This is a genomic window from Corynebacterium aquatimens, assembly GCF_030408395.1.
In the GTDB taxonomy this organism is placed as follows: domain Bacteria; phylum Actinomycetota; class Actinomycetes; order Mycobacteriales; family Mycobacteriaceae; genus Corynebacterium; species Corynebacterium aquatimens.
The window spans coordinates 959,277-984,223 of the sequence record NZ_CP046980.1 but is presented as its reverse complement, the minus strand read 5'-3'; the positions used below and the strand labels follow the sequence as shown (position 1 = coordinate 984,223).

Below are 24,947 nucleotides of genomic sequence, written 5' to 3'. Positions count from 1 at the left end.
TACGAGTGCTTTCAGCGGTCACGGCTGCCGTGGCTCTCCGCCAGCAATGGTGGCGGCAAGTGCCGCGATCGCGTCATCCACGTCCCCGCCGACGGAGTAGCCAGCCGCGGGAACATGTCCGCCACCGCCGTGCGCTTCCGCGAGTACGGAAACGTCAACGAGGGAGGAACGCAGTGACACGGACCAGTAGGCCGGGTGGATTTCTTTGAAGACCACACCGATGTCGCTGCCCTCGATGGCGCGCGCGTACTGGATGATCATCTCTACCGCGGTCTGGTTCATAGACTTAAGACGCTCATCGTCGATCACCAGCACCGACACCTCGTAGTCGCCGGCGGTGAACGTTTTCATGTTCGCCATGACCGAACCCATCATTTTGAGGTCTTGCGCGGAAATCTCATCCATGAGGTCCAGCGCGGCCTGGCGCGTATTAACGCCGTAGGTCATCAGTTCCGCGGCGAGCGTATGCATGCGCGGGGTGCCCCACCGGAAGCTGCCGGTGTCCGTGACTAACCCCGCGTACAGGCAATAGGCGATGTCTTCCGTCAGCGCGATTCCCATATGCTCAAGCAGGTCCCGGATCAAGACGGTGGTGGATTCCACCGGTTCAATCAGATTCACTGCACCAAAGCCAGTGTTGGACGCGTGGTGGTCAATCACCACGACGCGGTCGCGCTGGTGCGCAATGGCCTCCGCGAAACGTCCGGTGCGGTCAACCGACGCGCAATCACACGTCACAATAAGACCGTCGGCGGGGAGCACGTCAGTAAACGTGATCTCCTCTATCCCGGGGATGCTGCGCAGGTTGTCCGCCGGTTCACTGGACTGGCCAATGAACACGTTGACGGTCTTCCCGCGTGAGCGGAGTCCAAGGGCAAGCCCGCACGCCGAGCCAATCGCGTCCGCATCCGGACGAATGTGCGTGACCACGTTGATCGTCTCAGCGGCGATCAATGCATCAGCGACATCCGCCACGGTGTCAAACTGCTTATCCTTCGGCGCACTAGCCTGCCTGGACCCACCTGTCATTACGCGTCCTTCCGGTAACCCGAGTCAGCTGTATCCGCCTCGTCAGAACGGTGTTTGTACGGATCGGCATCGCCTGCAGGCTTCGCGTTCTTCTTCAGCTCAGCGAGCTCTTCGTCGCGCTTGCGAGCCCTGGCGAGCAGCTCCTCCATGCGGGCGGATGCTTCAGGCACCGTGTCCAACTCAAACGTCAGCGTCGGGGTGAACCTCACACCCAGTTCATCGCCCACGGTCTTACGCAGCTGACCTCTCGCCCGGTTCAGCGCCTCCTCGGCGGCGGCGTAATCCGGTTCGTCGTCAAGCGTCGCGCCGCGCACCGTGTAGAACACCGTGGCATCACGCAAGTCACCCGTGACTCGAGTGTCAGTGATGGTGACTAGCTCAAGTCTGCGGTCTTTGACCTGCCGCTCGATGGCGGAGGCAACAATCGCCTGGATGCGCTTGGCCAGGCGCTGCGCGCGGGGATTATCAGCCACGAGGCACCTCCACCATCTCGTAGGTCTGGATCACGTCATCAACCTGGATGTCCGGGTAGGACAGAACCATACCGCATTCGTAACCCTTGTCCACCTCAGTGACGTCGTCCTTTTCACGGCGCAGCGACGTAATCGTCGCATCCGGTGTAACGACGTTGCCGTCGCGCACGAGGCGCACCTTCGCACCGCGCTTGACCTTGCCGTCGGTGACCATACAACCGGCGATGAGGCCCACTGCGGAAGCCTTGAAGATCTGGCGGATCTCCGCAGACCCCAGGTCTCGCTCCTCATAGATCGGCTTGAGCATGCCCTTCAGAGCAGCCTCGACATCGTCAATGACCTGGTAGATCACCGAGTAGTAGCGGATCTCCACGCCTTCGTCGTTGGCTTCCTCGGTCGCCTTGCCCTCAGCGCGAACGTTGAAGGCAACGATGATCGCGTCCGACGCGGCGGCCAGCGTGACGTTGGTCTGGGTCACAGCACCGACACCGCGGTCGATGATGTTGACCTCCACCTCGTCGTCCACCTCGATCTTGAGCAGAGCCTCTTCGAGCGCTTCCACCGAACCGGCGTTGTCGCCCTTGAGGATGAGGTTCAAGGTGTTGGTCTCCTTGAGAGCCTGATCCAGGTTCTCAAGGGAAACGCGCTTGACGCGGCGTGCCTGCATCGCGGCGCGCTGACGTGCGTCACGCTGCGCAGCGATCTGACGAGCGACGCGGTCGTCCTCGACCACCAGGAGGTTGTCACCGGGACCAGGAACACCGTTGAGACCCTGGACCTGCACCGGACGCGACGGCCCAGCTTCCTCAACGTCATGGCCCCACTCATCCACCATGCGGCGCACGCGACCGAAGTTGCCGCCCACGACGATGGAGTCACCGACGCGCAGGGTACCGCGCTGAATGATCACGGTGGACACCGGACCGCGCCCGCGGTCCAAGTGGGACTCGATGGCGAGACCCTGGGCGTCCATGTCCGGGTTCGCGGTCAGCTCAAGGGCAGCGTCCGCGGTCAGCAGGACGGCCTCCAACAGATCGTCGATACCCGTGCCCTGCTTTGCGGAGATGTCGATGAACATCGTGTCGCCGCCGTACTCTTCAGGGACCAAGTCATACTCGGTGAGCTGGCCGCGGATCTTGTCCGGCTGTGCCTCAGGCTTATCCACCTTGTTCACCGCAACCACGATCGGCAGGTTCGCTGCCTTGGCGTGGTTGATAGCCTCCACCGTCTGCGGCATGACGCCGTCATCAGCAGCGACCACAAGGATGGCCAAGTCCGTCGACTGGGCACCGCGGGCACGCATGGCGGTAAAGGCCTCGTGACCCGGGGTATCCAGGAAGGTGATCTTGCGCGGCTCGTCTTCTAGGGTGACCTCAGTCTGGTAAGCACCGATGCCCTGGGTGATGCCGCCGGCTTCGCCCTTACCCACGTTGGCCTGGCGGATCGAGTCCAACAGTCGGGTCTTACCGTGGTCAACGTGACCCATGACGGACACGACCGGCGGACGCTGCTCAAGCGCTTCTTCGCCACCTTCGTCTTCACCGAACTGCAGGTCGAAGGACTCGAGCAGCTCGCGGTCTTCATCCTCAGGCGAGACAATCTCAACGTCATAGTTGATCTCTGCACCCAGCAGCTGCAGCGTCTCTTCGGACACGGACTGCGTCGCGGTGACCATCTCACCCAGGTTGAACAGAGCCTGGACCAGGTTCGATGCCTCAGTACCGATCTTTTCTGCCAAGTCAGTCAGGGTTGCACCCTGGCGCAGACGCACGGTCTTACCGCCGCCGTCCGGCAGACGAACACCACCGATGACGTTCGGTGCGTGCATCTCCTCATACTCGGCCCTCTTCTGGCCCTTGGACTTACGGCGCTTGCTCGGCGCACCACCCGGGCGACCGAACGCACCCGCGGTTCCGCCGCGGCGTCCACCGCGTCCGCGGAAACCGCCGCCTGCACCAGGACCACCAGGACCACCCGGTCCGCCCTGACCGCGGCCGCCAGGACCCTGGCCACCACGACCACCGGCACCCTGACCACGACCGCCAGCAGCGTTCGCGCCCGGACGGCCACGACCCGGCGCACGGGACGGCATCTGACCCGGGGTTGGGGCATTCGCCATATCCGCCGGCGACGGTCCGGGGCGGCCACCAGGCCGTGGCCCCGGACGTGCACCAGCCGCGGCACCCGGACGTGCCGGGCCGTCACCGCGACGCTTCTGCGGCGCACCAGCGCCACCACCAGCACCGCCACGCGCGCCACCAGGACGCGGAGCAGGGCGCGGAGAACCGCCCTGCGAAGAGAACGGATTGTTTGCCACGCGCGGACGCCCCGGCTTGGGCATTGGACGCGGCATAGCCGCGCCACCTGGCTTGGGGGCACCAGCAGAACCTGGCTTCGGCGCGGATGCCGCGTCCGTTGGCCTCGGGCCGCCAGGCTTCGGCGCACCAGGCTTTGCCGCAGCAGGCTTCGGCGCACCAGGCTTCGCCCCAGCAGGCTTCGGCGCACCAGGCTTCGCCGCGGCCGGTTTCGGTGCAGCAGGTTTCGCTGCGGCCGGTTTCGGCGCACCAGGCTTCGCCGCGGCGGGTTTCGCCGCAGCAGGTTTCGCCGTAGCGGGCGCGGCTGCAGGCTTTGCGGATGCGGGTTTAGCGGCTGCGGGAGTAGCGGATTCGCTCTTTGCTGCTGCCGCGGGCTTGGCTGCCGCAGGCTTGGCCGCGGCGGGTTTAGCGGCAGCAGGCTTCGCCGCTGCCGCAGGCTTGGCGGCGGCAGGTTTAGCGGGAGCAGGCTTCGCTGCGGCAGGTTTGGCTGCAGCGGGCTTAGCAGCGGCAGGTTTCGCCGCGGCCGGAGCCTTCGGTGCTGCGCCCTTGGCGGCGGGTTTGGCGGGAGTCTTAGCGCCCGCGGGGGTCTTGCCGGCGGGCTTCTTCGCTGTGGCGGTAGCCGCGCCGTCGCCGGAATCGGCGGCCATAGCCTCGTAGTGCGCCTTCATCTTCTTCACCACCGGAGGTTCGATGGTGGATGAGGCGGTTTTAACAAACTCACCCTGTTCCTTCAGGGTGGCGAGCAATTCCTTGCTGGTTACGCCGAGCTGCTTAGCCAGCTCGTGAACGCGTAGCTTGGGCACGTGTCTCCTCGTTGGTTAGCTAGAGGGCGCGGGCCACAACAAGCTTGCCAAAGCTCGCGTCGCAGGCGACCCCTAGAAGGTGGTCATGACGTTCATCGCTGATGCTTCATGGTTGGAGTCTCATCAGTTCTTCGGTCCTTCAATTACGTTGTGTTCGCATCTACGTTGTGTTTGCATCTCAGCGGCTTGTGCCACTGTGACGACGTACTCGCGTACAGGGCTTGCATCGACAGTCCCGCTCACTTTGAGCGCGCGGGAAAATGCCTTGCGCTTCACAGCAAGTTCAACAGCTTCTTCCGTCGGCGTAATCCACGCGCCCCTCCCCGGCATCCGCCGCACAGGGTCCGCGATGATTCTCATCGGGTTGTCTGGGTCGACTACCACGCGCAGTAACTGCACGTCAGGCATCGCTGTACCGTACGCGATGCACGTCCGGATTCGCTTCGGTGCGCTCGTTTCAGTCACCGTCGCGTCTCCTTATCGCTTCGCTCATGAGCACATGCTTATCGACGACCCCACCCACGCCATCAGAAGAAACCAACGGCACAGAATGAAAGCCAAGAATTAAGGATACGCGACTTGGCCGCGAAAACGTACTTTTCCAAGTCCCGTCGGGCCCGCTACACGTGCTGCTGTGGCCGTTTAGGCGTCGGCATCAGAGTGAATGTCAATCTTCCAGCCGGTCAGTCGTGCCGCTAAGCGGGCGTTCTGCCCTTCCTTACCGATGGCCAAGGAGAGCTGGTAGTCAGGCACGATCACGCGTGCGACCTGCGCCGCGGCGTCCACGATGTCCACGCGCACGACCTTGGACGGAGCAAGCGCGTTGCCCACGTACTGCGCCGGGTCATCGGAGTAGTCAACAATGTCGATCTTCTCCCCGCCGAGTTCATCCATGATGTTGGTGACGCGCGATCCGCGCGGGCCGATGCACGCACCTTTTGCGTTGATGCCCTTGGCCACTCCCTTTACCGACACCTTGGAGCGGTGGCCGGCCTCACGCGCGATGGAGACGATTTCCACCGAACCGTCCGCAACCTCCGGGACCTCGAGCGCGAAAAGACCACGGACCAGTTCCGGGTGCGTGCGGGACAGGTTGACTTGAGCGAACTTGTCGCCCTTGTTCACGCCCACCACGTAGGCCTTGACGCGGTCACCGTGCGCGAGTTTCTCACCCGGGATTTGCTCCGCAGGCAGCAAAACGCCGTCCTGCGGCGCGGTCTCCGTACCCACCTGCACTTTGATGATGCCGCGTTCATTAGCAAACGAGTCCGCTTGCACCACGCCGGAGACGACGTGGCCTTCCCGCTCCGCATACTCGTCGTACGCCTTGTGCGCTTCGGCCGTACGCATGCGTTTGAACATGGCGTCGCGCACAGCCATCGCGCCCACGCGGGAAAAGTTCACCGGGGTGTCGTCGTATTCAGCAACAACCTCCCCGTCGTCATCGCGCTCAAGCACGAACACCGCAACGGCACCCGTGTCCGGGTCGATGGTGACGTGGGCCTTCGACGACGTCGCCGCCGGGGAACGCAGTTCCTTTTTGGTATCCCCGGCTTCCTTCGAGTCGTAGTAGGCGTACAGCAGCGCGGAGGAGATCGTGTCCAGCAGCTCAGCGCGATCAATCCCCTCTTGTGCCTCGATCGCTTTTAGTGCATCAATGTCGATATTCACTTGTTCTCCCTACTTGTCCTGCTGGTTGTCATCCGTTAGCTGGGTAAACTCGGCGTTCGCGAGCGCCAGCTCCGCCTCATTGGGCTTTCCAAACTCAATCTCTACCACGGCGTTTTCCACTTGATCAAACCTCACCGCAATGGCGCGCGGCGTGTGCTTTCTGCCTTTCTCGGCGTGGCTTACTAACACAACCTCCGTGTCGTCGCTGTTAACAGCGCCAATCCGGTAGAGAGTCCCGTCTTTGCCTCCGTTAGCCGGTGCCATTCCCTCACCAAAGCGCACCGCCACCACGCGGCCGCGGTTGCGGCGCCAGTGCCGTGGCAGTGTCAGCGGCAGATCAATGCCAGGGGTGGTCACTTCCAGCGTGTAGCCAGCGCCGAAGTTGAGCTCACCGCGCTCCTCCGCCTCGTCGAAAAGCAGGGACACCTCGTTGGAGATGTCCTCCAGCTGATCGAGCGTCGGTGCCTCGTCTCCAGAAATGGCGATGGTGACTTGGGATTTCTTACCAGCCTTCACTGTCTTAATCGCCTCCACGTCAAGCCCGTGACGTACGGCGACGGGAGCAACGATGCTCTCCAGCTCGGCGGTATCTGGGAATGCCATGCCCACCACTGTAACCCTCAATGCGACAAATACAGGCGACAAGTACAGTTTTATGGCGTGATTGACCACAGACGATCCACTCCCCTTTCGCGCCACCAGCGCGCACGCTCCCGCAGCCGCGCTACAGTGGCCGCCGCCTCCGCGATCGCTCTGATGATCCCCCTATCGGCCTGCTCACCACTGGATTTCTTCGGACCGCGACCGAACGCGGAGTTACTCAGCTTGGCTCAACACGCGGACGCCGACGCGCAGTCCCTGTCCCGTGACCCGCTCACCCAGCCCATCGCCGATTTGCGCCGCACCCAAGCTGATGAGTTGTTTGCGGAGATCACCCGCGTCTGCGGTGTCGATGAGACCGGCACCCCGCCCACTAGCTGCCAGGTCGACCGCACCGCACCAGACTCAGAGCCCGTCGCGGGCGCTACCACGATTGATGAAGCCGCCCAATCGCTGGTTCTCACCCTTGTTACGCGCGCATCATCGCTTCCCGACGATTCCTTAGACCTCGTCACCGCCCACGCAATCGACCTGCTGGCCGCGGTGGACAAGGACATGGCTAATACGAACCCCGATTTCGACGAGAAGCTGTGCGAAGCGGAAGAATCCAGCGCGGCCGACGACAAGGCCAAGCCGATCGATGAAGTCGATGTTGAGGCGGCCCGGAAGCTTCTCGACGACGAATACGCAGCCCTCTACGGCCTCGATCTCGCCTCGGCGTATGCAGACGATCCCCTCCAGTACCGCATCGACACCCTGCGCGACGGCCACGAAGACCGCATCTCATGCCTCACGACAACTCTGAACAACGCTGGCTCGCCCACCCCAGCCCAAGCCCCCGGCTATGAGTTTGATTCCGGTGAGGAACCGACAAGCACCCCTACGGCCAGCGCGTTCGTCAGCGCAATGGAATCATCCCTAATCGCGTCGTGGCGCAGCGCCGCCGCCGACGCCACCAGCTCCCGCTGGCGACACAACGCCATTGAACTAGCCGCTAACGCCCAGCGCCTAGCCAGCCTGAACTAGCTCACGGACCTTAGCCACGATCTCATCGGCCGGGACCTCGAGGGTTTCACCTCCGCGGATGCGCAGCTCCACGATCCCGTCGGCAAACGAACGCCCGAGGATCACGATGAACGGCATGCCCAGTAGCTCCGCGTCCTTGAACTTCACGCCGGGAGAGACCTTGGGCCGGTCGTCGAAAAGCACCTCGATGCCCGCGGAATCAAGCTCGGCGGCGATGCGCTCCCCGGCTTCCAGCGCCGCAGCATCCTTATTCGCCACCGCCACGTGGACGTGGAACGGTGCAACAGACACCGGCCACACAAGGCCCTTGTCATCTAGGTTCTGCTCCGCCACGACAGCCAACATGCGGGTCACGCCGATACCGTAGGAGCCCATGGTCGGGGTGGCGCGCTTGCCGTTTTCGTCGAGGATCTGCACGTCCAAAGCCTCGGTGTACTTGCGGCCGAGCTGGAAGATGTGACCCAGCTCGATACCGCGGGCGAGTTCCAGCGTGCCATTGCCCGACGGGCTCGGGTCGCCTTCTAGGATCTCCGCCGCCTCGACATACCCGTCGACGGTGAAGTCACGGCCCGCGACTAGACCCACGACATGCTTTTGGTTCTCATCAGCGCCAGTGATCCAGCTCGAGCCCTCCACCACGCGCGGATCGGCCAATACGCGCACGCCGTTCGCGTTGAGCGCGCGCGGACCGACATACCCCTTTGTCAAGAACTCGTTCTTGACAAAGTCCTCATCGGATGCAAGCTCAAACGTCGCCGGCTCAAGGGACGCCTCCAGGCGCTTTTCATCCAGCGCGCGGTCACCCGGCATCAGAATGCCTGTGAGCTGCGGGCCCACTGGCTCGCCGTCGTCGCCCACCACGCGCGGATCGTCGATTTTGACCATCATGCACTTCAAGGTGTCGGCGGCGGTCGCTGGGCGATCGTCGATAAGCACGCCGCTCGCAGTGGCCCAGGCGACGAGCGACTCGATGGTCTCCGACGCTGGGGTGTCGTGAACGACAGGTTCCGGCTGGCCCTCGATCGGCGTCGGCGCGGGCGGAACGGTGACCACTGCCTCCACGTTTGCCGCGAAATCGCCCGCGGTGGACACCACGAACGTGTCCTCACCGTTGTCGCTGTAGGCGAGGAACTCCTCACTCGCGGAACCGCCCATCGCGCCGGAGGTTGCGTGACAAATCTCGTACCGCAGGCCCACGCGGTCAAAAATGCGCTGGTACGCGGCCCGGTGCTTCGCGTAAGCCTCCGCGAGCCCCTCATCCGACATGTCGAAGGAGTAGGAGTCCTTCATGATGAACTCACGCCCGCGCAAAATACCCGCGCGCGGACGCGCCTCATCGCGGTACTTGTTCTGGATTTGGTACAGCACCACCGGGAAATCCTTGTACGAGCTGTAGAGATCCTTCACGGCAAGCGTGAACATTTCCTCGTGCGTGGGCCCAAGAAGCATGTCCGCGCCCTTGCGGTCTTTAAGGCGGAAGAGGTCATCACCGTATTCCGTCCAACGGTTCGTCGCCTCATACGGCTCGCGCGGCAAAAGCGCCGGGAACACGAGCTCCTGCGCGCCGATCGCATCCATCTCCTCGCGCACGATCCCCTCGACCTTGCGCAGCGCCTTGAGCCCCAGCGGCAACCACGAGTACACGCCCGGCGCGGCACGGCGGATATACCCCGCGCGCACCAGCAACTTGTGGCTAGGCACTTCGGCGTCGGCGGGGTCTTCGCGCAGCGTGCGCAGGAACAGCTGGGATAGGCGTGTGATCATGCCGTTCAGGTTACTACCGCTTCCCGCGCGGTAGCGTAAGCAGCATGCTTATTGTGCTGCCGCCGTCCGAAACGAAGGCCCCCGGCGGGGTCCCCGACGCCATGGACGTCTCCTTCCCCTCGCTCGACCCCATCCGCCAAGAGATCATGGCGGACCTCGCCGCGCTTGAGGTCGACGAGATGATGGCCGCCCTCACGCTCCCGCCCACCAAGCGTGAGGAAGCGCAAGGGAACCGCACGCTTATCGACGCCCCCGTCATGCCCGCCATCTACCGTTACACCGGGGTCCTCTACGACGCCTTGGACGCTGAGACTCTCCCCGATTCCGCCTTGGCACATCTAGCCATCGGGTCCGCCCTGTTTGGTGTTGCCCGTGCCACCGACACCATTCCCCGCTACCGTCTCTCCGGCGGATCGAAACTTCCCGTTCGTTCGACGTCTTCGAACGAACAGCAATCAGCGGTCCCCGCCATGAAAGCCCGCTGGGGCTCAGCAATCACCGATGTACTTGCCGCCGAAGGCTTCGTCGTGGATATGCGCTCTGGTGCTTACCAGCAGCTCGGACCCCTGCCGAAGAACGACCCTGCGTCCATGACCGTCCGCGTCGAATCCGTGCAGCCCGATGGCTCGCGCAAAGTGGTCAGCCACTTCAACAAGCACTACAAGGGCGAACTCGCCCGCGTTGTCGCGGTAGCCCCGGATGCAGGCTCCGTGTCATCGATCAGCGACGTTGCCGACATCGCCGCAGCAGCAGGCATGACGGTAGAGATCAACGGCCAGCAGCTCACCCTCGTGGTCTAAACCACATCAATAATGGTAACGAGCTTGGAAAATCACTAAGTCTTCGCCTTCTACCATGTACACGAGCCGGTGCTCTTCCGTGACCCGGCGAGACCAAGCCCCCGAAATCCCGTACTTAAGTGGTTCTGGTTTGCCGATTCCTACGAAAGGATCCCTTAAGCAATCACGGAGGAGCTGATTCACCCGTTTCAGCACCTTCTTATCGTTCGCTTGCCAGTAGAGGTAATCCTCCCAGGCTTGAGGCGTCCACACCAGCCGCACAGGAAACCTTCTTACTCCGAGGACTCTTCGAGATCAGCCTCGAGATCCACGTCGTGTATCTCAGTTCGCCCTGACAAAGCAGCGTCAAATGCATCCAAAAGCCGACGCGCATTAGCAGGCGATCGGAACAGGTAAGCAGTTTCTTGCCATGCCGAGTAATCCTCGGCGGACATTAAAACTACATTTCCGTGACGAGACACGATTTCCACAGCTTCACGGTCATTATTTACTCGCTCGATAAGCGGGAAAAGCGTCCGCCGAGCTTCACTAGCGCTGAGAGACATACCAACCACCTCACATTCTCTAGTACAAGAATATGGTACAAGTGATCTTTTTGCTAGTTCTGGGGACGGTCGTTCGGTGCTATAGCGTCGCGCTGACGATGGAGTACGCGATAAAGAGCGCCAACGTGACACCCATGGTTAGTGCCCAGCGACGAACCGGCGCGTGGGCAAAGTTGAGGTCTACTTTGGCTTCGCCGCCTGAGGCAAGCATCATCACCATCGGGTCGTTCGGTTCCTTGTAGAAGCCCATTCCGCTGCCGTACTTGAAGTGCTTTGCGCGGATTTTTTCGGCCTCGTCAGTAGGCATTTCCGCGAGTTCTTTCGACCATGTAAAGGCGATTCGGAAAAAGAGCGCGACGCACAGAATCGAACCAATAATGATCAGTGCTATCGCGACCGGGGTCCAGGCACTGAAAGCCGGGATGGTTGTTGTGATTTCCAATAGGCACAAAGTCACAGCAGCCCCAAGAGCTGTCCACGCCATGGCTTTACCGGTTTTCGCCAGCAACGTGGCGGCTTTGTCTGACGCCGTATCGGAAAAAGGGATATCCGAGTCAGCTGGGACGTCCATGCGGATCCGGGCCATGCGCGGCGTTGGCAAGGCCGTGTAGAAAACCGCAACGAGTCCGAGCGCGAACCACACCCCGTTCGTCGCAGCGAAAAAGTTCTTCGGCGTAGTCCGGTTCACATTCCCATCACTGTCAAAATGCACCGGGATCGGGTCCGGGATCTGGTCGTAATTGACCAAAATAAACACCAGCGTTGCCAGAACAACACCGACGGCGATCGCGTAGATCTTCCGTGTGCTCATACCGTGAGACTCTCCTTCATCCAGCCCGCAGAACAGTGAACCTCTCATTGCGCGCGGCTTGCTGGACGCGCCCGAACCGCTTCTCCACCTCGCCGCGGTAGCGCAGGTGCGAGTTATGCACCATGAAAAGCTCACCGCCCGGCGCGAGCAAACGCCGCGCGCCGTCAAGCAGATGCTGCACCAAGGTAGCATCAACACCCGCACGGTCGTGGAACGGTGGGTTCAGCGCGATCACGTCAAACGACCCCTCTGCGAACCGCGAGCCCGCATCATCCCAGGTCACAGTCACTCCAGGAAGGTTCGCCCGCGCAGAAAGCACAGCGTCCGCGTCAGCATCGGTCGCAGTGATCTGCCCGGCCGTCACGGCACCAGCTTCGAGCAATTGCTTAGCGACGGACCCATTGCCACACCCCAGATCCAACACCGTAGGTTCCGCATCCGAACCAGCGGTGACTCCCAGATCAGCCACCACCGTAGCGAGGAACGTCCCGCCATGGTCAGCCTTCGTCCCGGAGAACACCCCGCCGTAGGCCGTGAACCCGTTCGCAGTGGGCGGGGTGTAAGAGACGTCGCGTGGGCCGGACGCGACCAAGCAACGGAATTTCCCCCGGCCGCGCGACGCCGTGACCTCATCGAAGGACTGCGCAAGAACATCATTCATCGACCGCGCCAGGTGCTTGTTATTCCCACCGAACACCACCTGCGCCGCCATCCCGGCGCGGGCAGCCGCTCCCGCAATCGATCGCGCAAGGTAGTCCAACCGACCGAGCGATTTAGGCATCTCCCCCACCGCGACGATCCCCGACGCACCGGTGAGGGGCAGATGGGTGGCAAGGAAGTCGTCGATAAGCAAAGGCTCATTGATACCAGCGACCGTGGCCCCCGTGGCGTGAGCGGCGTGAGCCCGCGAGTAGTCGGAGTCGACGCTGAGCACCGGCCGGCCAGAACCGAGCGCGGCCGCCGTGAGAGCCCCGGTCGGGTCGAGGGTGATCGCTGACGCATCACCCTCGGCGGCCGTGTCGAGGATCAACCTATCCAGCGTGCGCATCTCCAAGCCCCGCCACCTCCCCGATGACGTACACGGCCGGATTAGTGACTTGCTCGCGCTCCATGACATCGGCGAGCTCGGCGACCGTAGTGCGGAATGCACGCTGGCGGGGTGTCTCTCCGTCCTGGATGACGGTGGCGGGGGTGGAGGGGGCTAGTGAGGCGCTCATGAGCGCCTGCGTAATGGCGCGCACTTGACGCACACCCATGATCACCACGATCGTGCCGCCGATGCGGGCGAGCGCACCCCAGTCGATGAGCGAGCGAGGGTCGCCCGGCGCGAGGTGGCCGGAGACCACAGTGAACGCGTGGGTGACGCCGCGCTGGGTGACGGGCACCCCGGCCGCGGCAGGGACAGACACGGCGCTGGTCACGCCGGGGACAACGGTGCACGGCACGCCGGCGGCCGCGCAGGCCTGAAGCTCCTCAAAACCGCGGCCGAACACGTACGGGTCCCCGCCTTTGAGCCGCGCGACGCGCTTCCCCGCGCGGGCATGCTCAACGAGGAGCTCATTGATGCGCTCTTGGGCCACCTGCTTGGCGTACGGCAGCTTCGCCACATCGATGATCTCCTTGCCGGTGAGATCAAGGAATTGGTCAAGCTGGTTCGTGGGCCCAAGGTGATCCGTAAGAATCACGTCGGCGGCCTCCAGCGCACGCAGACCGCGCACGGTGATCAGGTCCCACTCCCCCGGGCCGCCGCCGACCAATGTGACCGTCCCCTGTGTGACTCCGTTTTCCGCTGCGCTCATGGCGTACCAGTGTAAACCCTTCGCCCATTGACCCCGCGCCCCGGCGGGGCCGTGAAGATCTTAGCTGAGGATCTAAGCTAAAAGTGCTATGTCTGCCCCCACGCTTGAACACACACTCGCCGACGCCCTGCCGGAAATGGCAGTCGACGCCCACGGCGCCCCCTGCGAGGCCCCGGAATTGGTGGTGCTCAACGAGCCCCTGGCCGACGAGCTGGGCCTTGACGTTGCGTGGCTACGCAGCGACGACGGCGTCGCGTGGCTTACCGGCGCCGGCGGCGGCCACGCCATGGCGTACGCGGGTCACCAGTTTGGCACCTTCGTGCCTTTGCTTGGCGACGGCCGCGCGCTGCTCCTCGGCGACCTCACCGACGCGCATGGCGTGCGGCGGGAAATCCAACTTAAAGGCTCCGGCCGCACCTCGTTTTCCCGTCCTGGTTCCGACGGCCGCGGGGCGATCGGACCAATGCTGCGCGAATACCTGGTCAGCGAGTTCATGCACGCGGTGGGCATCCCGACCACGCGATCGCTGGCGGTCGTCGCAACCGGCGAGACCGTCGAGCGCCAATTCGGCCCCGTGCCCGGCGGCATCGTGGCACGCGTCGCGCGCAGCCACCTCCGCGTGGGCACCGTGCAGCTCGCGGCACTCAACGCGGGCGATCTTGTGCAGCGCGTCGTTTTGGCCGCGGGCTTCCCCGCCGCCGACGAGCTCTTGCGCACCGTCATGGAGCGGCAACTGCGCCTCGTCGCCGCGTGGATGCGCGTAGGCTTCGTCCACGGCGTCATGAACACCGACAACACCGCGCTCAGCGGCGAAACCATCGACTACGGTCCGTGCGCATTCACCGAAACCTTCCGCGGTAACGCTGTCTACTCCTCCATCGACCGCGGCGGCCGCTACGCATTCGGCAACCAACCCAACATCATCGCGTGGAACCTCGCGCGGCTTGCCGACGCACTCTTAGCAATCAGCGACGAAGCCACCCTCACGTCGATTCTCGGCGGAATCCAGGAAACCTGGGATTCACAGTGGACAACGCTTCTCCAAGGCCTCTCCACCACCGGCGACATCACCACCTACAACAGCTCCCACCCCTGGCCGCTTACCGACGGCACCGGCCGCACCCACGACCACGGCCCCCTCTTCCTTCCCCGCAACCACATGCTCGACGACGCCATCACCAAGGCAGAGAAAAACCGCGACTACAGTTCATACTTCGAACTGCTAGCCGCGGTAACGGATCCATTCAACCCGGACGCAGGACCCGAATGGATGGCCCAGCCGGAAGGAGAACGCGAGTACGTGACCTTCTGCGGCACGTGAGGCTGGCTGCGCCAGCCTCACGGGGGTGGACCGACCAGCCTCACGTGGTTTTCTAGTCGTGGGCGCCCATGGTGTCGGGGAAGTGGTGTTCGTCGTCAAGCTGAAGCGCGCGCTGCGTGTAGGCCCACTGCTCCTTGAAGACGTTCTTCTCACGCTGGAGGGAACGGCCGTACGTTGGGATCATCTCGTAGAGCATCGGCGACCACTCGATCATGCGCTCACCGAAGCAACGCTGCAGAAGCTCGAGCATCGCGGCCGGGGCGATCGACGCGCCCGGGGAGGCGCCGAGGATACCGGCGATCGTGCCGTTCTGGTCGTTGACCAGCGCGGTACCGAACTCCAGGGAGCCGAAGTGCGGCGGCGTGGTTGGCTTGATGATCTGCACGCGCTGACCAGCAACGACGGTCTCCCAGTCGCGGCCGTCGGCGTTCGGCAGGTACTCGCGAAGCGTCTCCACCTTGCCGTCGAAGTCCTTGAAGACCTCCTCGACCAGGTAGGTCACCAAATCCGAGTTCCACGCGGCAACACCCAAGTAGGACGGGATGTTGTTCGGGCGGATCGACTTGAACAAGTCCAGGTAGGAGCCCTTCTTCATGAACTTCGGCGTCCAGCCACCATACGGGCCGAACAGGAGCGACTCCTTGCCGTCCACCACGCGAAGGTCCAGGTGCGGCACGGACATCGGCGGGGCACCCACCTTGGCCTTGCCGTACACCTTCGCACGGTGCTTCTCGACGAGTTCATCATTCGTGGACCGCAGCCACATACCCGAAATGGGGAAGCCAGCGTAGCCGCGGACCTCCGGCACACCGGCCATGCGCAGCAAGTCAAGGGCGTAGCCACCCGCGCCGACGAAAACGAAGCGGGCACGCATTACTTCCTTGGCGCCGGTGTGGCGGTTGCGTGCCGTGACCTTCCAGAAGTTACCGCGGCGCTTCAGACCGATGACCTCATGGCCGTAGCGGATGTCGGTGCCGTGTTGCTCGGCCGACGCGAAGAACTGGCGGGTAAGAGCACCGAAGTTGACGTCGGTGCCGGCCTCGCTCCACGAAATCGCGACGGGCTCCGCGTCGAAATCGCGGCCCTCAGCCATGAGCGGCAGAACCTTTGAAAATTCGTCCGGATCATCCGTGTACTCGGTGCCGAAGAACATGTGGTTGTCCTTCAGGGCCTCGTAGCGGCGCTCAAGGTAGTTGATCTGGTCCGGACCCTGCGCGAAGGACACGTGAGGCACGGAGTGGATGAACTCCGTCGGATCAGTCAGAACGCCCTCTTTGACTTGGTGGGACCAGAACTGACGCGACACCTGGAATTTCTCATTGATGTCGATGGCCTTGGAGATGTCAATGCGACCGTTCTTTTCCGGCGTGTAGTTCAACTCGCATAGTGCGGAGTGGCCGGTACCAGCGTTGTTCCACGCGAAGCTGGACTCGAGCGCGGGGGCATCCAGGCGCTCGTAGACTACCTGGGTCCAGCTCGGCTCCAGCTGGCGAATCATGGCGCCAAGGGTGGCACTCATGATTCCAGCACCGATTAAGAGAACGTCGACTTCATCGCCAATTGGCTTGGGCTTCGGTTTGTCGGACACCGTTTTTTGACCTCTTCGATCTGGGTTACTCACTTAAGGCAACACGTTGTGGGAGTGTTAAAAATACTCGCCCATCAACCATACGCCCCGTGACCCCGATAACGTGAGTCGCGTGTGAGATATGTCCCTCACACCGCGCCTATAATGAAACCCATGACAACTGTGTGGCACCCAGATGAACTGGGCGACGGCTTCGAGTACACGACGATCCCCTTAGGCACGGATCCTGACGGCGAAGGCACGGTCGAAACCGTCCTCGTGCGCGCGGTGCCCGGCCCGGGGCACTCCATCGACCCAGCAAAACCCGCGTTGCTATGGGTCCACGGAATGTCCGACTACTTCTTCCAAGACCACGTCGCCCGCCACTACCTTGAGCAGGGCTACCCGTTTTACGGCGTGGACTTGCGCAAGTGCGGTCGCGCGCACAAAGCCGACCAACGCTGGCACTACACCACGGACATGCGTTACTACCACGCAGATCTCACGGCGGTCGCGCGCATGCTTGCCGACGAACACGGGGCCATCATCCCCATGGGCCACTCCACCGGCGGCCTCAACGTGATCCTGTGGGCCGACGACATGCGCCGTAATGACCCGGAGACGCACTCGCTGATCGCCGGGTTGGTCCTGAACAGCCCGTGGGTTGATCTGCAATTCCCCGAATTGTTCATTAAGGTGGCCGCGCCGGTGGTTCGGGCCGTCGGCAAGCGATGGCCCTTGATGACGCTGCCGATTTCCGGCGAGGCGACCTACGGCGAATCGATCCACGCGGGGGCGCATGGGCGCTGGGAATATGACCTGGTGAAGAAGCGTCCCGGCGGCCACCAGAAATACCTGGGGTGGCTGCGCGCCGTGATCGAAGGCCAAGCGCAAATCCACGACCGCGACATCGACACCGGCGTACCTACGCTCACGCTGTGTTCCGCTAAGTCCTACCTGGGCAAACCCTATTCAAAGGAAGCAGACACCGCTGATTCGGTGCTGGAAGTAGAGCAGATCAAGCGCTGGGCGCCGACGCTGTCGGACAACGCGGAGCTCGCGGTTATCGACGGCGCGCTCCACGACGTATTCCTCTCCCAGCCAGAGGTCCTCGACGAGGCCTACCGCGTAACCGACGCGTGGATCGAGCGTGTGAGCGAGGCCCGCCCATGAAGCACTACGACATCATCATCATCGGCTCCGGCTCCGGCAACTCCTTCCCCACAGAAGAATTCGACGACTGCTCAATCGCACTGGTCGAAGAAGGCCCGCGTTTTGGCGGCACCTGCCTGAACTCCGGGTGCATCCCCACGAAGATGTACGTTGTCGCGGCCGACACCGCGGCAACGGCCGCCGACTCGTCCAAACTGGGCATCGACATGACGTTTGAGGGCGCCGACTGGCCCGCGATCGTCGATCGCGTCTTCGCGCACCGCGTGGACATCATCGCGCGCGGCGGCGAGGACTACCGACGCGGCGACGAGTGCCCCAACGTGAACCTCTACAACGGCCACGCGGAGTTCACCGGCCCGAAAACGCTGCGCACGTCCATCGACGGCGAACCCGCCACGATCAGCGGCGACACCATCATCATCGCCGCCGGATCCCGCCCGTTCATTCCGCCGGTGATCGCAGAATCTGGTGTGGAGTTCCACACGAACGAGGACATCATGCGGCTGCCGCAGCAGCCGGAATCACTCACGATCCTCGGCGGCGGCTACATCGCGATGGAATTCGCCCACGTCTTCCAGTCCCTGGGCACGCACGTGAGGATCGTGAATCGCTCGCCGCTGATGCGCCACCTGGACAAAGACATCCACGACCGCTTCAATGCCCAAGCCGCGCCACGCTACGAAACCCACCTGGGGCGCGTGGTCACGGCCGCCACCACCTCACCCGATGGCGGTGTCACGCTCACGCTTGACGACGACACGACCGTCACCTCTTCCGCCCTTCTCGTCGCCACCGGCCGCGTCCCCAACAGCGACCGGCTAGGCCTGGAGGCGAGCGGAATCGACGTGCGTGACGACGGCCGCATCGTAGTCGACGACTACGGCCGCACCACCTGCGACGGCGTCTGGGCCGTCGGCGACGTGTCCTCGCCCTATATGCTCAAGCACGTTGCCAACGCCGAGCTGCGCGCGGTGCGCCACAACGTTTTGTGCGTCGCGGACGCACAAAACGACCCGTCCCGCGCCGGCATGATCCCCCTGCCCCACGACCACGTCCCGTCGGCCGTGTTCACCTATCCGCAGCTCGCCTCCGTCGGCATGACAGAGCAGCAGGCGCTCGACGCCGGCCACGACGTCACCTGCAAAATCCAAGCCTACGGCGACGTCGCTTACGGCTGGGCCATGGAAGACACAACTAGTGCCGTGAAGCTCATCGCTGACCGCTCCACGGGCCGACTCCTCGGAGCCCACTACATGGGCCCGCAGGCAGCAACCTTGATCCAACAGATGGTCACCGTCATGGCCTTCGATCTGGATCTTCGCAAGGTCGCCCGCCACCAATACTGGATCCACCCCGCCCTGACCGAAGTCACGGAAAACGCGATCCTGGGACTCGATCTCGACTTCCCGCCGGCGTAGACCGCGCGCTGCGCCGCGCAGCGTCGCCAGCGGGGGCGGGGCGCGGAGGGCCGAAGGTTTTTCGTCGATAAGCTAGACGACTAGCCCTTTACCTCTGCGAGGTGGGGATGGTGAGGATTTCGTTGCCCTCTTCAGTGATCACGATGGTGTGTTCAAACTGCGCGGTGTACCTGCCATCGATGTTCTGGATCGTCCAGCCGTCGTCCCACATGCGGTACGGCAGGGCGCCCAGGTTGATCATCGGCTCGATGGTCAAAGTCATGCCCGGCTCGAGGACATCCGTGTAAGCGTCAGAGTCATAGTGCAAGATGACCAGGCCATTGTGGAACGTCGGGCCGACGCCGTGGCCCGTGAAATCCGTGACAACGTTGTAGCCGAAACGCTTCGCGTACGACTCAATGACGCGGCCGATCACATTGATCTCGCGGCCCGGTTTAGCGGCTTTGATGCCGCGCATGGTCGCTTCGTGGGTGCGCTCGACGAGCAAGCGGTGCTCCTCGCTCACCTCGCCGGCGAGGAACGTCGCGTTGGTGTCGCCGTGGACACCGTTTTTGTAGGCGGTGACGTCAATGTTGCAGATGTCACCCTCCTGGATCACCGTGGTGTCCGGGATGCCGTGGCACACGATCTCATTCAGCGAAGTGCAGCAGGACTTCGGGTAGCCCCGGTAACCCAGCGTTGAGGGGTACGCGCCGTGGTCCAGCATGTATTCGTGGGCGATGCGGTCGATTTCATCCGTCGTTACGCCTGGTGCCACCGCTGCCCCCGCGGCCTCAAGCGCGTCAGCGGCGATGGTGCACGCCTCGCGCATGGCCTCGATGACCTCCGGGGGCTGGACGTAAGGCTCGCCGATGTTCTCCTGGACCGCATCCTTCCACACGTACTCAGGGCGCTCGATGTCTTCGGGCACCGTGCGGATGGGAGTTGGACGACCTGGAGTGAGCAAACCTGAACGAGACATGGCAACCATGGTAACCCGTTGTGGAAAACTCGCCGCATTCGCGTGGCTGTGGATAAATCCGCATCCGTGCAGCGTGAGCGGTTTTTGCGCGGTGGTGGTGGGAAGAAAATGGGGGCGTTTCGGAGTTATCCACAGGCCGCGACTGAGGCTCGGGCGGGAAAATCGATCTGGCGCTAGCGTGCGGTGTATGAATTTCACGCAGCTCATTGACACGTTAAAGGGATCGGGGTTGGATGCCCTCGAGTCCTTTGACATGTCTGCTGCGCTTAACGCGGGCATCAAGCCGTCGACCGCGAAAGCCTGGCAGGCGGTGCACGAGGCGTACTACGGCACGACGCGGGCGCGCAAACAACAGCGCATCGCGCGGGAGGCTGCTCGGGTGAGCGGGAAAACGCTGGAGCAGCTCGCGTTGATCGAGCGGCACCTCGCGCGAGAGACAGACAACGCGCGGCGACGCGAGCTGCGGCTAGAGCTTTTGCGTGCCGACGGTGGCTACGACGCCCTGAACCGCCGGGCGAAAACCTTGATCCCTGAGGAAGAAGCGACGCCGCAGGACTCCTTCCGCACGACCGCCTCGCGCGGCGGGAAGCGGTCGGTGTACATCACCGCCGACGAGCACTTCATCGCCGACCTTGAGCACGCGATGCGCGCGTATTCGAAAGCGATGTTCGCGGCCCGCGATACGCAAGGCGATGAGGCTGGCGGTGGCGTCTTCGTTCCCAACAGCAGGCAAATGCTCACGGCGTTCGTGGCGTTCATTCGCGGAGGCTTACCGACGTCATCCGCGCCGCCCCCAGGCGCCGCGGATCATGGTGGGGCCGGGGCTCCGCGCTCAGAGTGCTCGTGCGGCGGCGAGTGCGTCTGTTCTGCGCCTCCGCGCGCTGGGGCGTTCTGCAGCTGCGGAAAATGCACCTGCGACGGCACGATCCCCGTTGCCGTTCCGCGGCCGCTGCTTCTTGTGCCTGTTCACGCGCACCTTCGCGTCCTGTCCGGTGGCGGCGATGAAGTGAGCTTGGTCATGACCGATGGCACTGAGATTTCCGGTGCGGAATACTTGGAGCGGTTCTTTGCTGATCCGTCGTACGGCTTTGAGGCTGCGTTGTTCCACCCGGAAGAGGGCGCTGTGAACCTGTACGACGTTGAGCGCTACGCCAACACTAAACAGGCCGACTTGGCCCGCGCCGTGACACCCGTGTGCCCCGTACCGGGGTGCAAGGTTCCGGCGCAGTATTGCCAGATTCACCACATCACCGCCTGGAGCAAAGGCGGCCACACCAACATGTCGAACCTGACTGTCCTGTGCCCGTACCACAACCAGATCAACAACGACGATCCCGATACGCCAACCGGCGGGTGGCGGCACGCGGGAAGCGTCCGCACGTTCTCATCCGCTCCGATGTGGGTGTCCCCCACCGGGCACGCTGTGCCCAACCCGCACAAAGCCTATCGACGAGGCGCCATGTGGTCCCTCTTCGGCGATCCCCGGCGACGCGGGGCCGGCCCCACCTACCGGGGAACGCCCAGGGGAACATCCAGCGGAAATGATCCGCCCTAGGCGCCACCCCCGGCCGCGGCGGGCTCGCGGCCCCAGCGCCGGCAGCCCCAGCGCCGGCGGCCACAACGGCGGCACGATTCCCACGTACCCGGCATCCGAAAACAGTAGGGTGTTCCGGGCTACTGGCATGCCTGCACGACGCTTGGGCGGGCGGGGGCGTGCGGGGCGGGGCGGGAAGGGGGCGCGCGGGGGGCTACTGGGGCGCGGGGCCGTCGAGGGACTCGTCGATGTTGCGGAACATGCGGTCGGTCACGGCGACGGCGGCTTCGGACCCGCCGCCTAAAACGATGAGGGTGGCAAAGGCCACGTCGTCGCGGTACCCGGTGAACCAGGAGTGGGAGCCACCGTTGATTTCGGCTTCACCGGTCTTGCCGTAGATTTCGCCGGCGGCGCCCATGCCGGTGGCGGTGCCGCTGGTCACCACGGCGCGCATCATGCGCTTCAGGCCCGCGATGGCCTCGCGGCTCAGCCCGGGGGCCTGCTCGCTAGCTTTGGTCTCTTTGCCTTTGATCAGGTACGGCGTCGGGGTCTTCCCGGCGGCGGCCGTCGCGGACACCAACGCCATGCCGAACGGGCTGGCCAAATCGAGGCCCTGGCCGTACCCGGCTTCGGTGCGGTCGAGTGGCTCTTTGCCCTCCGGGATCGAACCGGTCATGGAGTCCAGTCCGGGGATGTCGTAATCGATCCCCAGGCCGAACTGTTTGCCCACTGCCTGTAGTTCGCCGGGTTTGAGCTGGGTGGAAATATCGGCGAATGTCGTGTTGCAGGACCGCGCGAATGCGGTCTCCAGTGGCACGCTGCCCAGCCCGAACCCGGCGTAGTTGTTCACGATGCGCCCGTAGATATCCATCGACCGTGGGCACGGCACGATCGAATCCGGCGTCAGTCCCTGTTTTTCAATTCCCGCGCCCGCGGAGATGATCTTGAAGGTCGAGCCCGGCGGGTATTGGCCCATCGTCGCGATGTTGCCTTCTTCATCGGCGGCTTTTGTCTGTGCAATCGCCAAAATTTCGCCTGACGACGGTCGGATTGCCACGATCATGGCCTTCCGATCGTCGATAGGCTCGAGTGCTTTCTCCGCGGCGATCTGCACGCGGTGGGACAGTGAGATCCCGATCGCGGGTGAGGGATTTGGCTCGGCGCGGTGAACGTCTTCGAATTCGTTGCCCTCAGCGTTGACGATCGCGATCTTCCACCCCGCATCGCCCGTGAGGTCCTCGCCCACAACCTGCCCCACGCGCGCCATGATGTCCGGCGCAAACGTCGGGTCGGCGTTGACCATCGCGGCCTCTTCGTTCAACCGCACGCCAGCAATTGAGCCCAGTTGCTTCTCGACGATCGCCTTCGCCCCCACCGGCACCACCGCCACCGAATAGGTTCCTTCCGCTTTGGAAATCTCTTGCGCTAAGTCTTGGGCGTTGACGGTGGGAACGGTTTTGTCCTGGGCGTGCGCTTCTTCCAAGGCCGCGGCAATCGCGTTGGCGGCACCCGTTGCGTTACCAATCGCATTCTTATCGACGAGCACCCGATACGCGATCCCGGGTTTAAGCAGCGCAACCCCGTCAGAGGACACAACCGATGCCTGGGCGGCGGGGATGGCACGCAACTCCAAATGCTGGTTCACGCCGAGGCGCGGGTGCAGAATCGACGGCTGCCAACGCACAGTCCACTGCCCGTTGGATTGGGTCAGGGTCATCGTCGCGTCGAAGGAGACGTGGCGCTCGCGCGGGAGCTTCCAGTCGAGCGTGTAGGCGGCCGTCGCTAGGTTTTCTTGCTGGGTGACGCTTTTCAGTGTTGTGGTAAGGCCGTCGGCCTGCATGCCGGCGATCGTGGCGTTGGCGGATTCGCGGGCGCGGGTGGGGTCGTCGACAAGCGAAGCAAGCGTATCGACGTCAAACTGTGACAACGCCTCGAGGAAGTCCTGTGCCGTGGGTTCCGCGGACTTGGGTTTGGGCGTACAGGCTGTGGCTGTGAATGCGAGCGCGAGGATCGAAAGAAGCGCAGCCAGCCGTGTACCCATGGGTTAAAAAGTTAGCAGCGCGCGGGCCGTTGCCACGGCAGGCGCGCGGGCAGGCGCCGGGGCAGCGCCGGGGGCCGGCGCTGGGGGCGGGGCCTTACCTGGTGACCTTGACTTCCGCCTTGGCCCCGGCGATTTCCTCGAGACCCTCTTCTTCGGCGATGCGCATGGCGTGGGCGATGAGCGTCTCCACGATCTTCGACTCCGGCACGGTCTCCACGACCTCGCCCTTCACGAAGATCTGGCCCTTACCGTTGCCCGACGCGACGCCAAGGTCGGCATCGCGGGCCTCACCGGGACCGTTGACGACGCAGCCCATGACCGCGACGCGCAGCGGGTACTCCATGCCCTCGAGGCCAGCGGTGACCTCTTCGGCGAGCGAGTACACGTCCACCTGAGCTCGGCCGCACGACGGGCAGGACACGATCTCGAGCTTGCGCGGGCGCAGGTTCAGCGACTGGAGGATCTGGTCGCCGACCTTGATTTCCTCAACGGGGTCCGCGGACAGCGAAACGCGGATCGTGTCGCCGATGCCTTCCGCAAGCAGGGCGCCGAACGCCACGGACGACTTGATGGTGCCCATGAACTTCGGGCCGGCCTCCGTGACGCCCAGGTGGAGCGGGTAATCACACTGCGCGGCCAGCTGGCGGTACGCCTCGACCATGAGGACAGGATCGGAGTGCTTCACCGAAATCGCGATGTCGCCGTAGCCGTGTTCTTCGAACAGGCTGGCTTCCCACAGCGCGGACTCGACGAGCGCTTCCGGCGTTGCCTTTCCGTATTTCTCCAGCAGGCGCTTGTCCAGGGATCCGCCGTTGACGCCGATGCGGATGGGGATCCCCGCATCGCTCGCCGCCTGAGCGACCTCTTTCACGCGGCCGTCGAACTCCTTGATGTTGCCGGGGTTCACGCGCACGGCGGCGCAGCCGGCGTCGATAGCCGCGAAGATGTACTTCGGTTGGAAGTGAATGTCCGCGATGACCGGAATCGGGCTCTTGGCGGCGATCGCGGGCAGTGCCTCCGCGTCGACGGTCTTGGGGCACGCGACGCGCACGATGTCGCAGCCTGCGGTGGCCAGCTGAGCGATCTGCTGCAAGGTGCCGTTGATGTCGTGGGTCTTGGTGGTGGTCATCGACTGCACCGTGATCGGGTGATCGGACCCAACCCCGACTCCTCCGACGAACAACTGCCGGGTCTTCCGGCGCGGTGCGAGAACAGGTGGCGGGCCTTCTGGGATGCCCAAACCGATCGGTTGACTCATGTGCTCAACAGTATCACCGGCGCACGGCGGGAGCGCAG

Annotated in this window: 22 protein-coding genes; 6 read left to right on the top strand and 16 right to left on the bottom strand. The window is 63.6% G+C overall.

Annotated features, from left to right (window positions below; all coding sequences use genetic code 11):
- Positions 1-18 precede the first annotated feature (18 nt).
- The 6 genes from CAQUA_RS04470 to rimP all read right to left on the bottom strand — a co-directional run bounded on the left by CAQUA_RS04470 (position 19) and on the right by rimP (position 6,894).
- Positions 19-1,029 carry a DHH family phosphoesterase gene (locus CAQUA_RS04470; protein WP_196824327.1) on the bottom strand — a complete coding sequence of 337 codons (1,011 nt, stop codon included), beginning with the start codon at positions 1,027-1,029 and terminating at the stop codon, positions 19-21.
- Positions 1,029-1,502 (bottom strand): 30S ribosome-binding factor RbfA, encoded by a 474-nt coding sequence (gene rbfA, locus CAQUA_RS04465; RefSeq protein WP_196824328.1) that lies wholly within the window; start codon positions 1,500-1,502, stop codon positions 1,029-1,031. Before rbfA ends, CAQUA_RS04470 begins: the two co-directional genes overlap by 1 nt.
- Positions 1,495-4,620 carry a translation initiation factor IF-2 gene (gene infB, locus CAQUA_RS04460; protein WP_196824329.1) on the bottom strand — a complete coding sequence of 1,042 codons (3,126 nt, stop codon included), beginning with the start codon at positions 4,618-4,620 and terminating at the stop codon, positions 1,495-1,497. The genes rbfA and infB overlap by 8 nt, the downstream gene beginning before the upstream one ends.
- Before the next feature lie 123 nt (positions 4,621-4,743).
- Positions 4,744-5,028 carry a YlxR family protein gene (locus CAQUA_RS04455; RefSeq protein WP_196825601.1) on the bottom strand — a complete coding sequence of 95 codons (285 nt, stop codon included), beginning with the start codon at positions 5,026-5,028 and terminating at the stop codon, positions 4,744-4,746.
- A gap of 234 nt (positions 5,029-5,262) precedes the next feature.
- A complete protein-coding gene (nusA, locus tag CAQUA_RS04450) occupies positions 5,263-6,291 on the bottom strand; it encodes a transcription termination factor NusA (protein WP_196824330.1) in 1,029 nt (342 codons plus the stop codon).
- 9 nt (positions 6,292-6,300) lie between these two features.
- A complete protein-coding gene (gene rimP / locus CAQUA_RS04445) occupies positions 6,301-6,894 on the bottom strand; it encodes a ribosome maturation factor RimP (protein WP_196824331.1) in 594 nt (197 codons plus the stop codon).
- 57 nt (positions 6,895-6,951) lie between these two features.
- Here rimP and CAQUA_RS04440 point away from each other — a divergent pair, with 57 nt between their 5' ends.
- Positions 6,952-7,917 carry a DUF4439 domain-containing protein gene (locus CAQUA_RS04440; RefSeq protein WP_196824332.1) on the top strand — a complete coding sequence of 322 codons (966 nt, stop codon included), beginning with the start codon at positions 6,952-6,954 and terminating at the stop codon, positions 7,915-7,917.
- Here CAQUA_RS04440 and CAQUA_RS04435 read toward each other — a convergent pair.
- Positions 7,900-9,681 (bottom strand): proline--tRNA ligase, encoded by a 1,782-nt coding sequence (locus tag CAQUA_RS04435; RefSeq protein WP_196824333.1) that lies wholly within the window; start codon positions 9,679-9,681, stop codon positions 7,900-7,902. The two genes, CAQUA_RS04440 and CAQUA_RS04435, sit on opposite strands and share 18 nt — an antisense overlap.
- 44 nt (positions 9,682-9,725) lie before the next feature.
- Between CAQUA_RS04435 and yaaA the strand changes: the two genes are divergently transcribed.
- Positions 9,726-10,481, top strand: a complete 756-nt coding sequence (gene yaaA / locus CAQUA_RS04430) for a peroxide stress protein YaaA (RefSeq protein ID WP_196824334.1) — start codon at positions 9,726-9,728, stop codon at positions 10,479-10,481.
- A 6-nt stretch (positions 10,482-10,487) separates the two neighbouring features.
- Here yaaA and CAQUA_RS04425 read toward each other — a convergent pair whose 3' ends face one another.
- From CAQUA_RS04425 to cobA, 5 genes are all read right to left on the bottom strand, one after another.
- On the bottom strand, positions 10,488-10,742 hold the full coding sequence (locus tag CAQUA_RS04425) for a Txe/YoeB family addiction module toxin (RefSeq protein WP_196824335.1): 255 nt from the start codon (positions 10,740-10,742) through the stop codon (positions 10,488-10,490).
- A gap of 11 nt (positions 10,743-10,753) precedes the next feature.
- Entirely contained in the window at positions 10,754-11,026 is a 273-nt protein-coding gene (locus CAQUA_RS04420) for a type II toxin-antitoxin system Phd/YefM family antitoxin (protein WP_196824336.1), read from the bottom strand.
- A gap of 79 nt (positions 11,027-11,105) precedes the next feature.
- Positions 11,106-11,837: a DUF1648 domain-containing protein gene (locus CAQUA_RS04415; protein ID WP_196824337.1), complete on the bottom strand. Its 732-nt coding sequence runs from the start codon at positions 11,835-11,837 to the stop codon at positions 11,106-11,108.
- A gap of 16 nt (positions 11,838-11,853) precedes the next feature.
- A complete protein-coding gene (locus tag CAQUA_RS04410; RefSeq protein ID WP_196825602.1) occupies positions 11,854-12,885 on the bottom strand; it encodes a class I SAM-dependent methyltransferase in 1,032 nt (343 codons plus the stop codon).
- A complete protein-coding gene (gene cobA / locus CAQUA_RS04405; protein WP_196824338.1) occupies positions 12,869-13,636 on the bottom strand; it encodes a uroporphyrinogen-III C-methyltransferase in 768 nt (255 codons plus the stop codon). Before cobA ends, CAQUA_RS04410 begins: the two co-directional genes overlap by 17 nt.
- Positions 13,637-13,724: 88 nt before the next feature.
- On the opposite strand from cobA, the gene CAQUA_RS04400 reads away from it, so the two are divergent.
- The gene (locus CAQUA_RS04400; protein ID WP_196824339.1) at positions 13,725-14,957 is read left to right on the top strand and encodes a protein adenylyltransferase SelO family protein; all 1,233 of its coding nucleotides are present in this window, start codon (positions 13,725-13,727) and stop codon (positions 14,955-14,957) included.
- 52 nt (positions 14,958-15,009) lie between these two features.
- Here the strand turns inward: CAQUA_RS04400 and mqo are convergent, their stop codons facing one another.
- A complete protein-coding gene (mqo, locus tag CAQUA_RS04395; RefSeq protein WP_196824340.1) occupies positions 15,010-16,545 on the bottom strand; it encodes a malate dehydrogenase (quinone) in 1,536 nt (511 codons plus the stop codon).
- A 153-nt stretch (positions 16,546-16,698) separates the two neighbouring features.
- On the opposite strand from mqo, the gene CAQUA_RS04390 reads away from it, so the two are divergent.
- Together CAQUA_RS04390 and mtr are read left to right on the top strand one after the other, a co-directional pair.
- Positions 16,699-17,697, top strand: coding sequence for an alpha/beta hydrolase (locus CAQUA_RS04390; protein WP_231375416.1), 999 nt, complete (start codon positions 16,699-16,701; stop codon positions 17,695-17,697).
- Complete coding sequence (gene mtr / locus CAQUA_RS04385; RefSeq protein WP_196824342.1) at positions 17,694-19,115, top strand: mycothione reductase; 1,422 nt, start codon at positions 17,694-17,696, stop codon at positions 19,113-19,115. Before CAQUA_RS04390 ends, mtr begins: the two co-directional genes overlap by 4 nt.
- Positions 19,116-19,203: 88 nt before the next feature.
- On the opposite strand, the gene map is transcribed toward mtr, so the two are convergent.
- The gene (gene map, locus CAQUA_RS04380) at positions 19,204-20,076 is read right to left on the bottom strand and encodes a type I methionyl aminopeptidase (protein ID WP_196824343.1); all 873 of its coding nucleotides are present in this window, start codon (positions 20,074-20,076) and stop codon (positions 19,204-19,206) included.
- A 187-nt stretch (positions 20,077-20,263) separates the two neighbouring features.
- On the opposite strand from map, the gene CAQUA_RS04375 reads away from it, so the two are divergent.
- Positions 20,264-21,631 carry an HNH endonuclease signature motif containing protein gene (locus CAQUA_RS04375; RefSeq protein ID WP_196824344.1) on the top strand — a complete coding sequence of 456 codons (1,368 nt, stop codon included), beginning with the start codon at positions 20,264-20,266 and terminating at the stop codon, positions 21,629-21,631.
- A gap of 193 nt (positions 21,632-21,824) precedes the next feature.
- Here the strand turns inward: CAQUA_RS04375 and CAQUA_RS04370 are convergent, their stop codons facing one another.
- Positions 21,825-23,651, bottom strand: coding sequence for a penicillin-binding transpeptidase domain-containing protein (locus tag CAQUA_RS04370; RefSeq protein ID WP_196824345.1), 1,827 nt, complete (start codon positions 23,649-23,651; stop codon positions 21,825-21,827).
- Positions 23,652-23,745: 94 nt separating this feature from the next.
- Positions 23,746-24,909 carry a flavodoxin-dependent (E)-4-hydroxy-3-methylbut-2-enyl-diphosphate synthase gene (gene ispG, locus CAQUA_RS04365; RefSeq protein ID WP_196824346.1) on the bottom strand — a complete coding sequence of 388 codons (1,164 nt, stop codon included), beginning with the start codon at positions 24,907-24,909 and terminating at the stop codon, positions 23,746-23,748.
- Between the last annotated feature and the right edge of the window lie 38 nt (positions 24,910-24,947).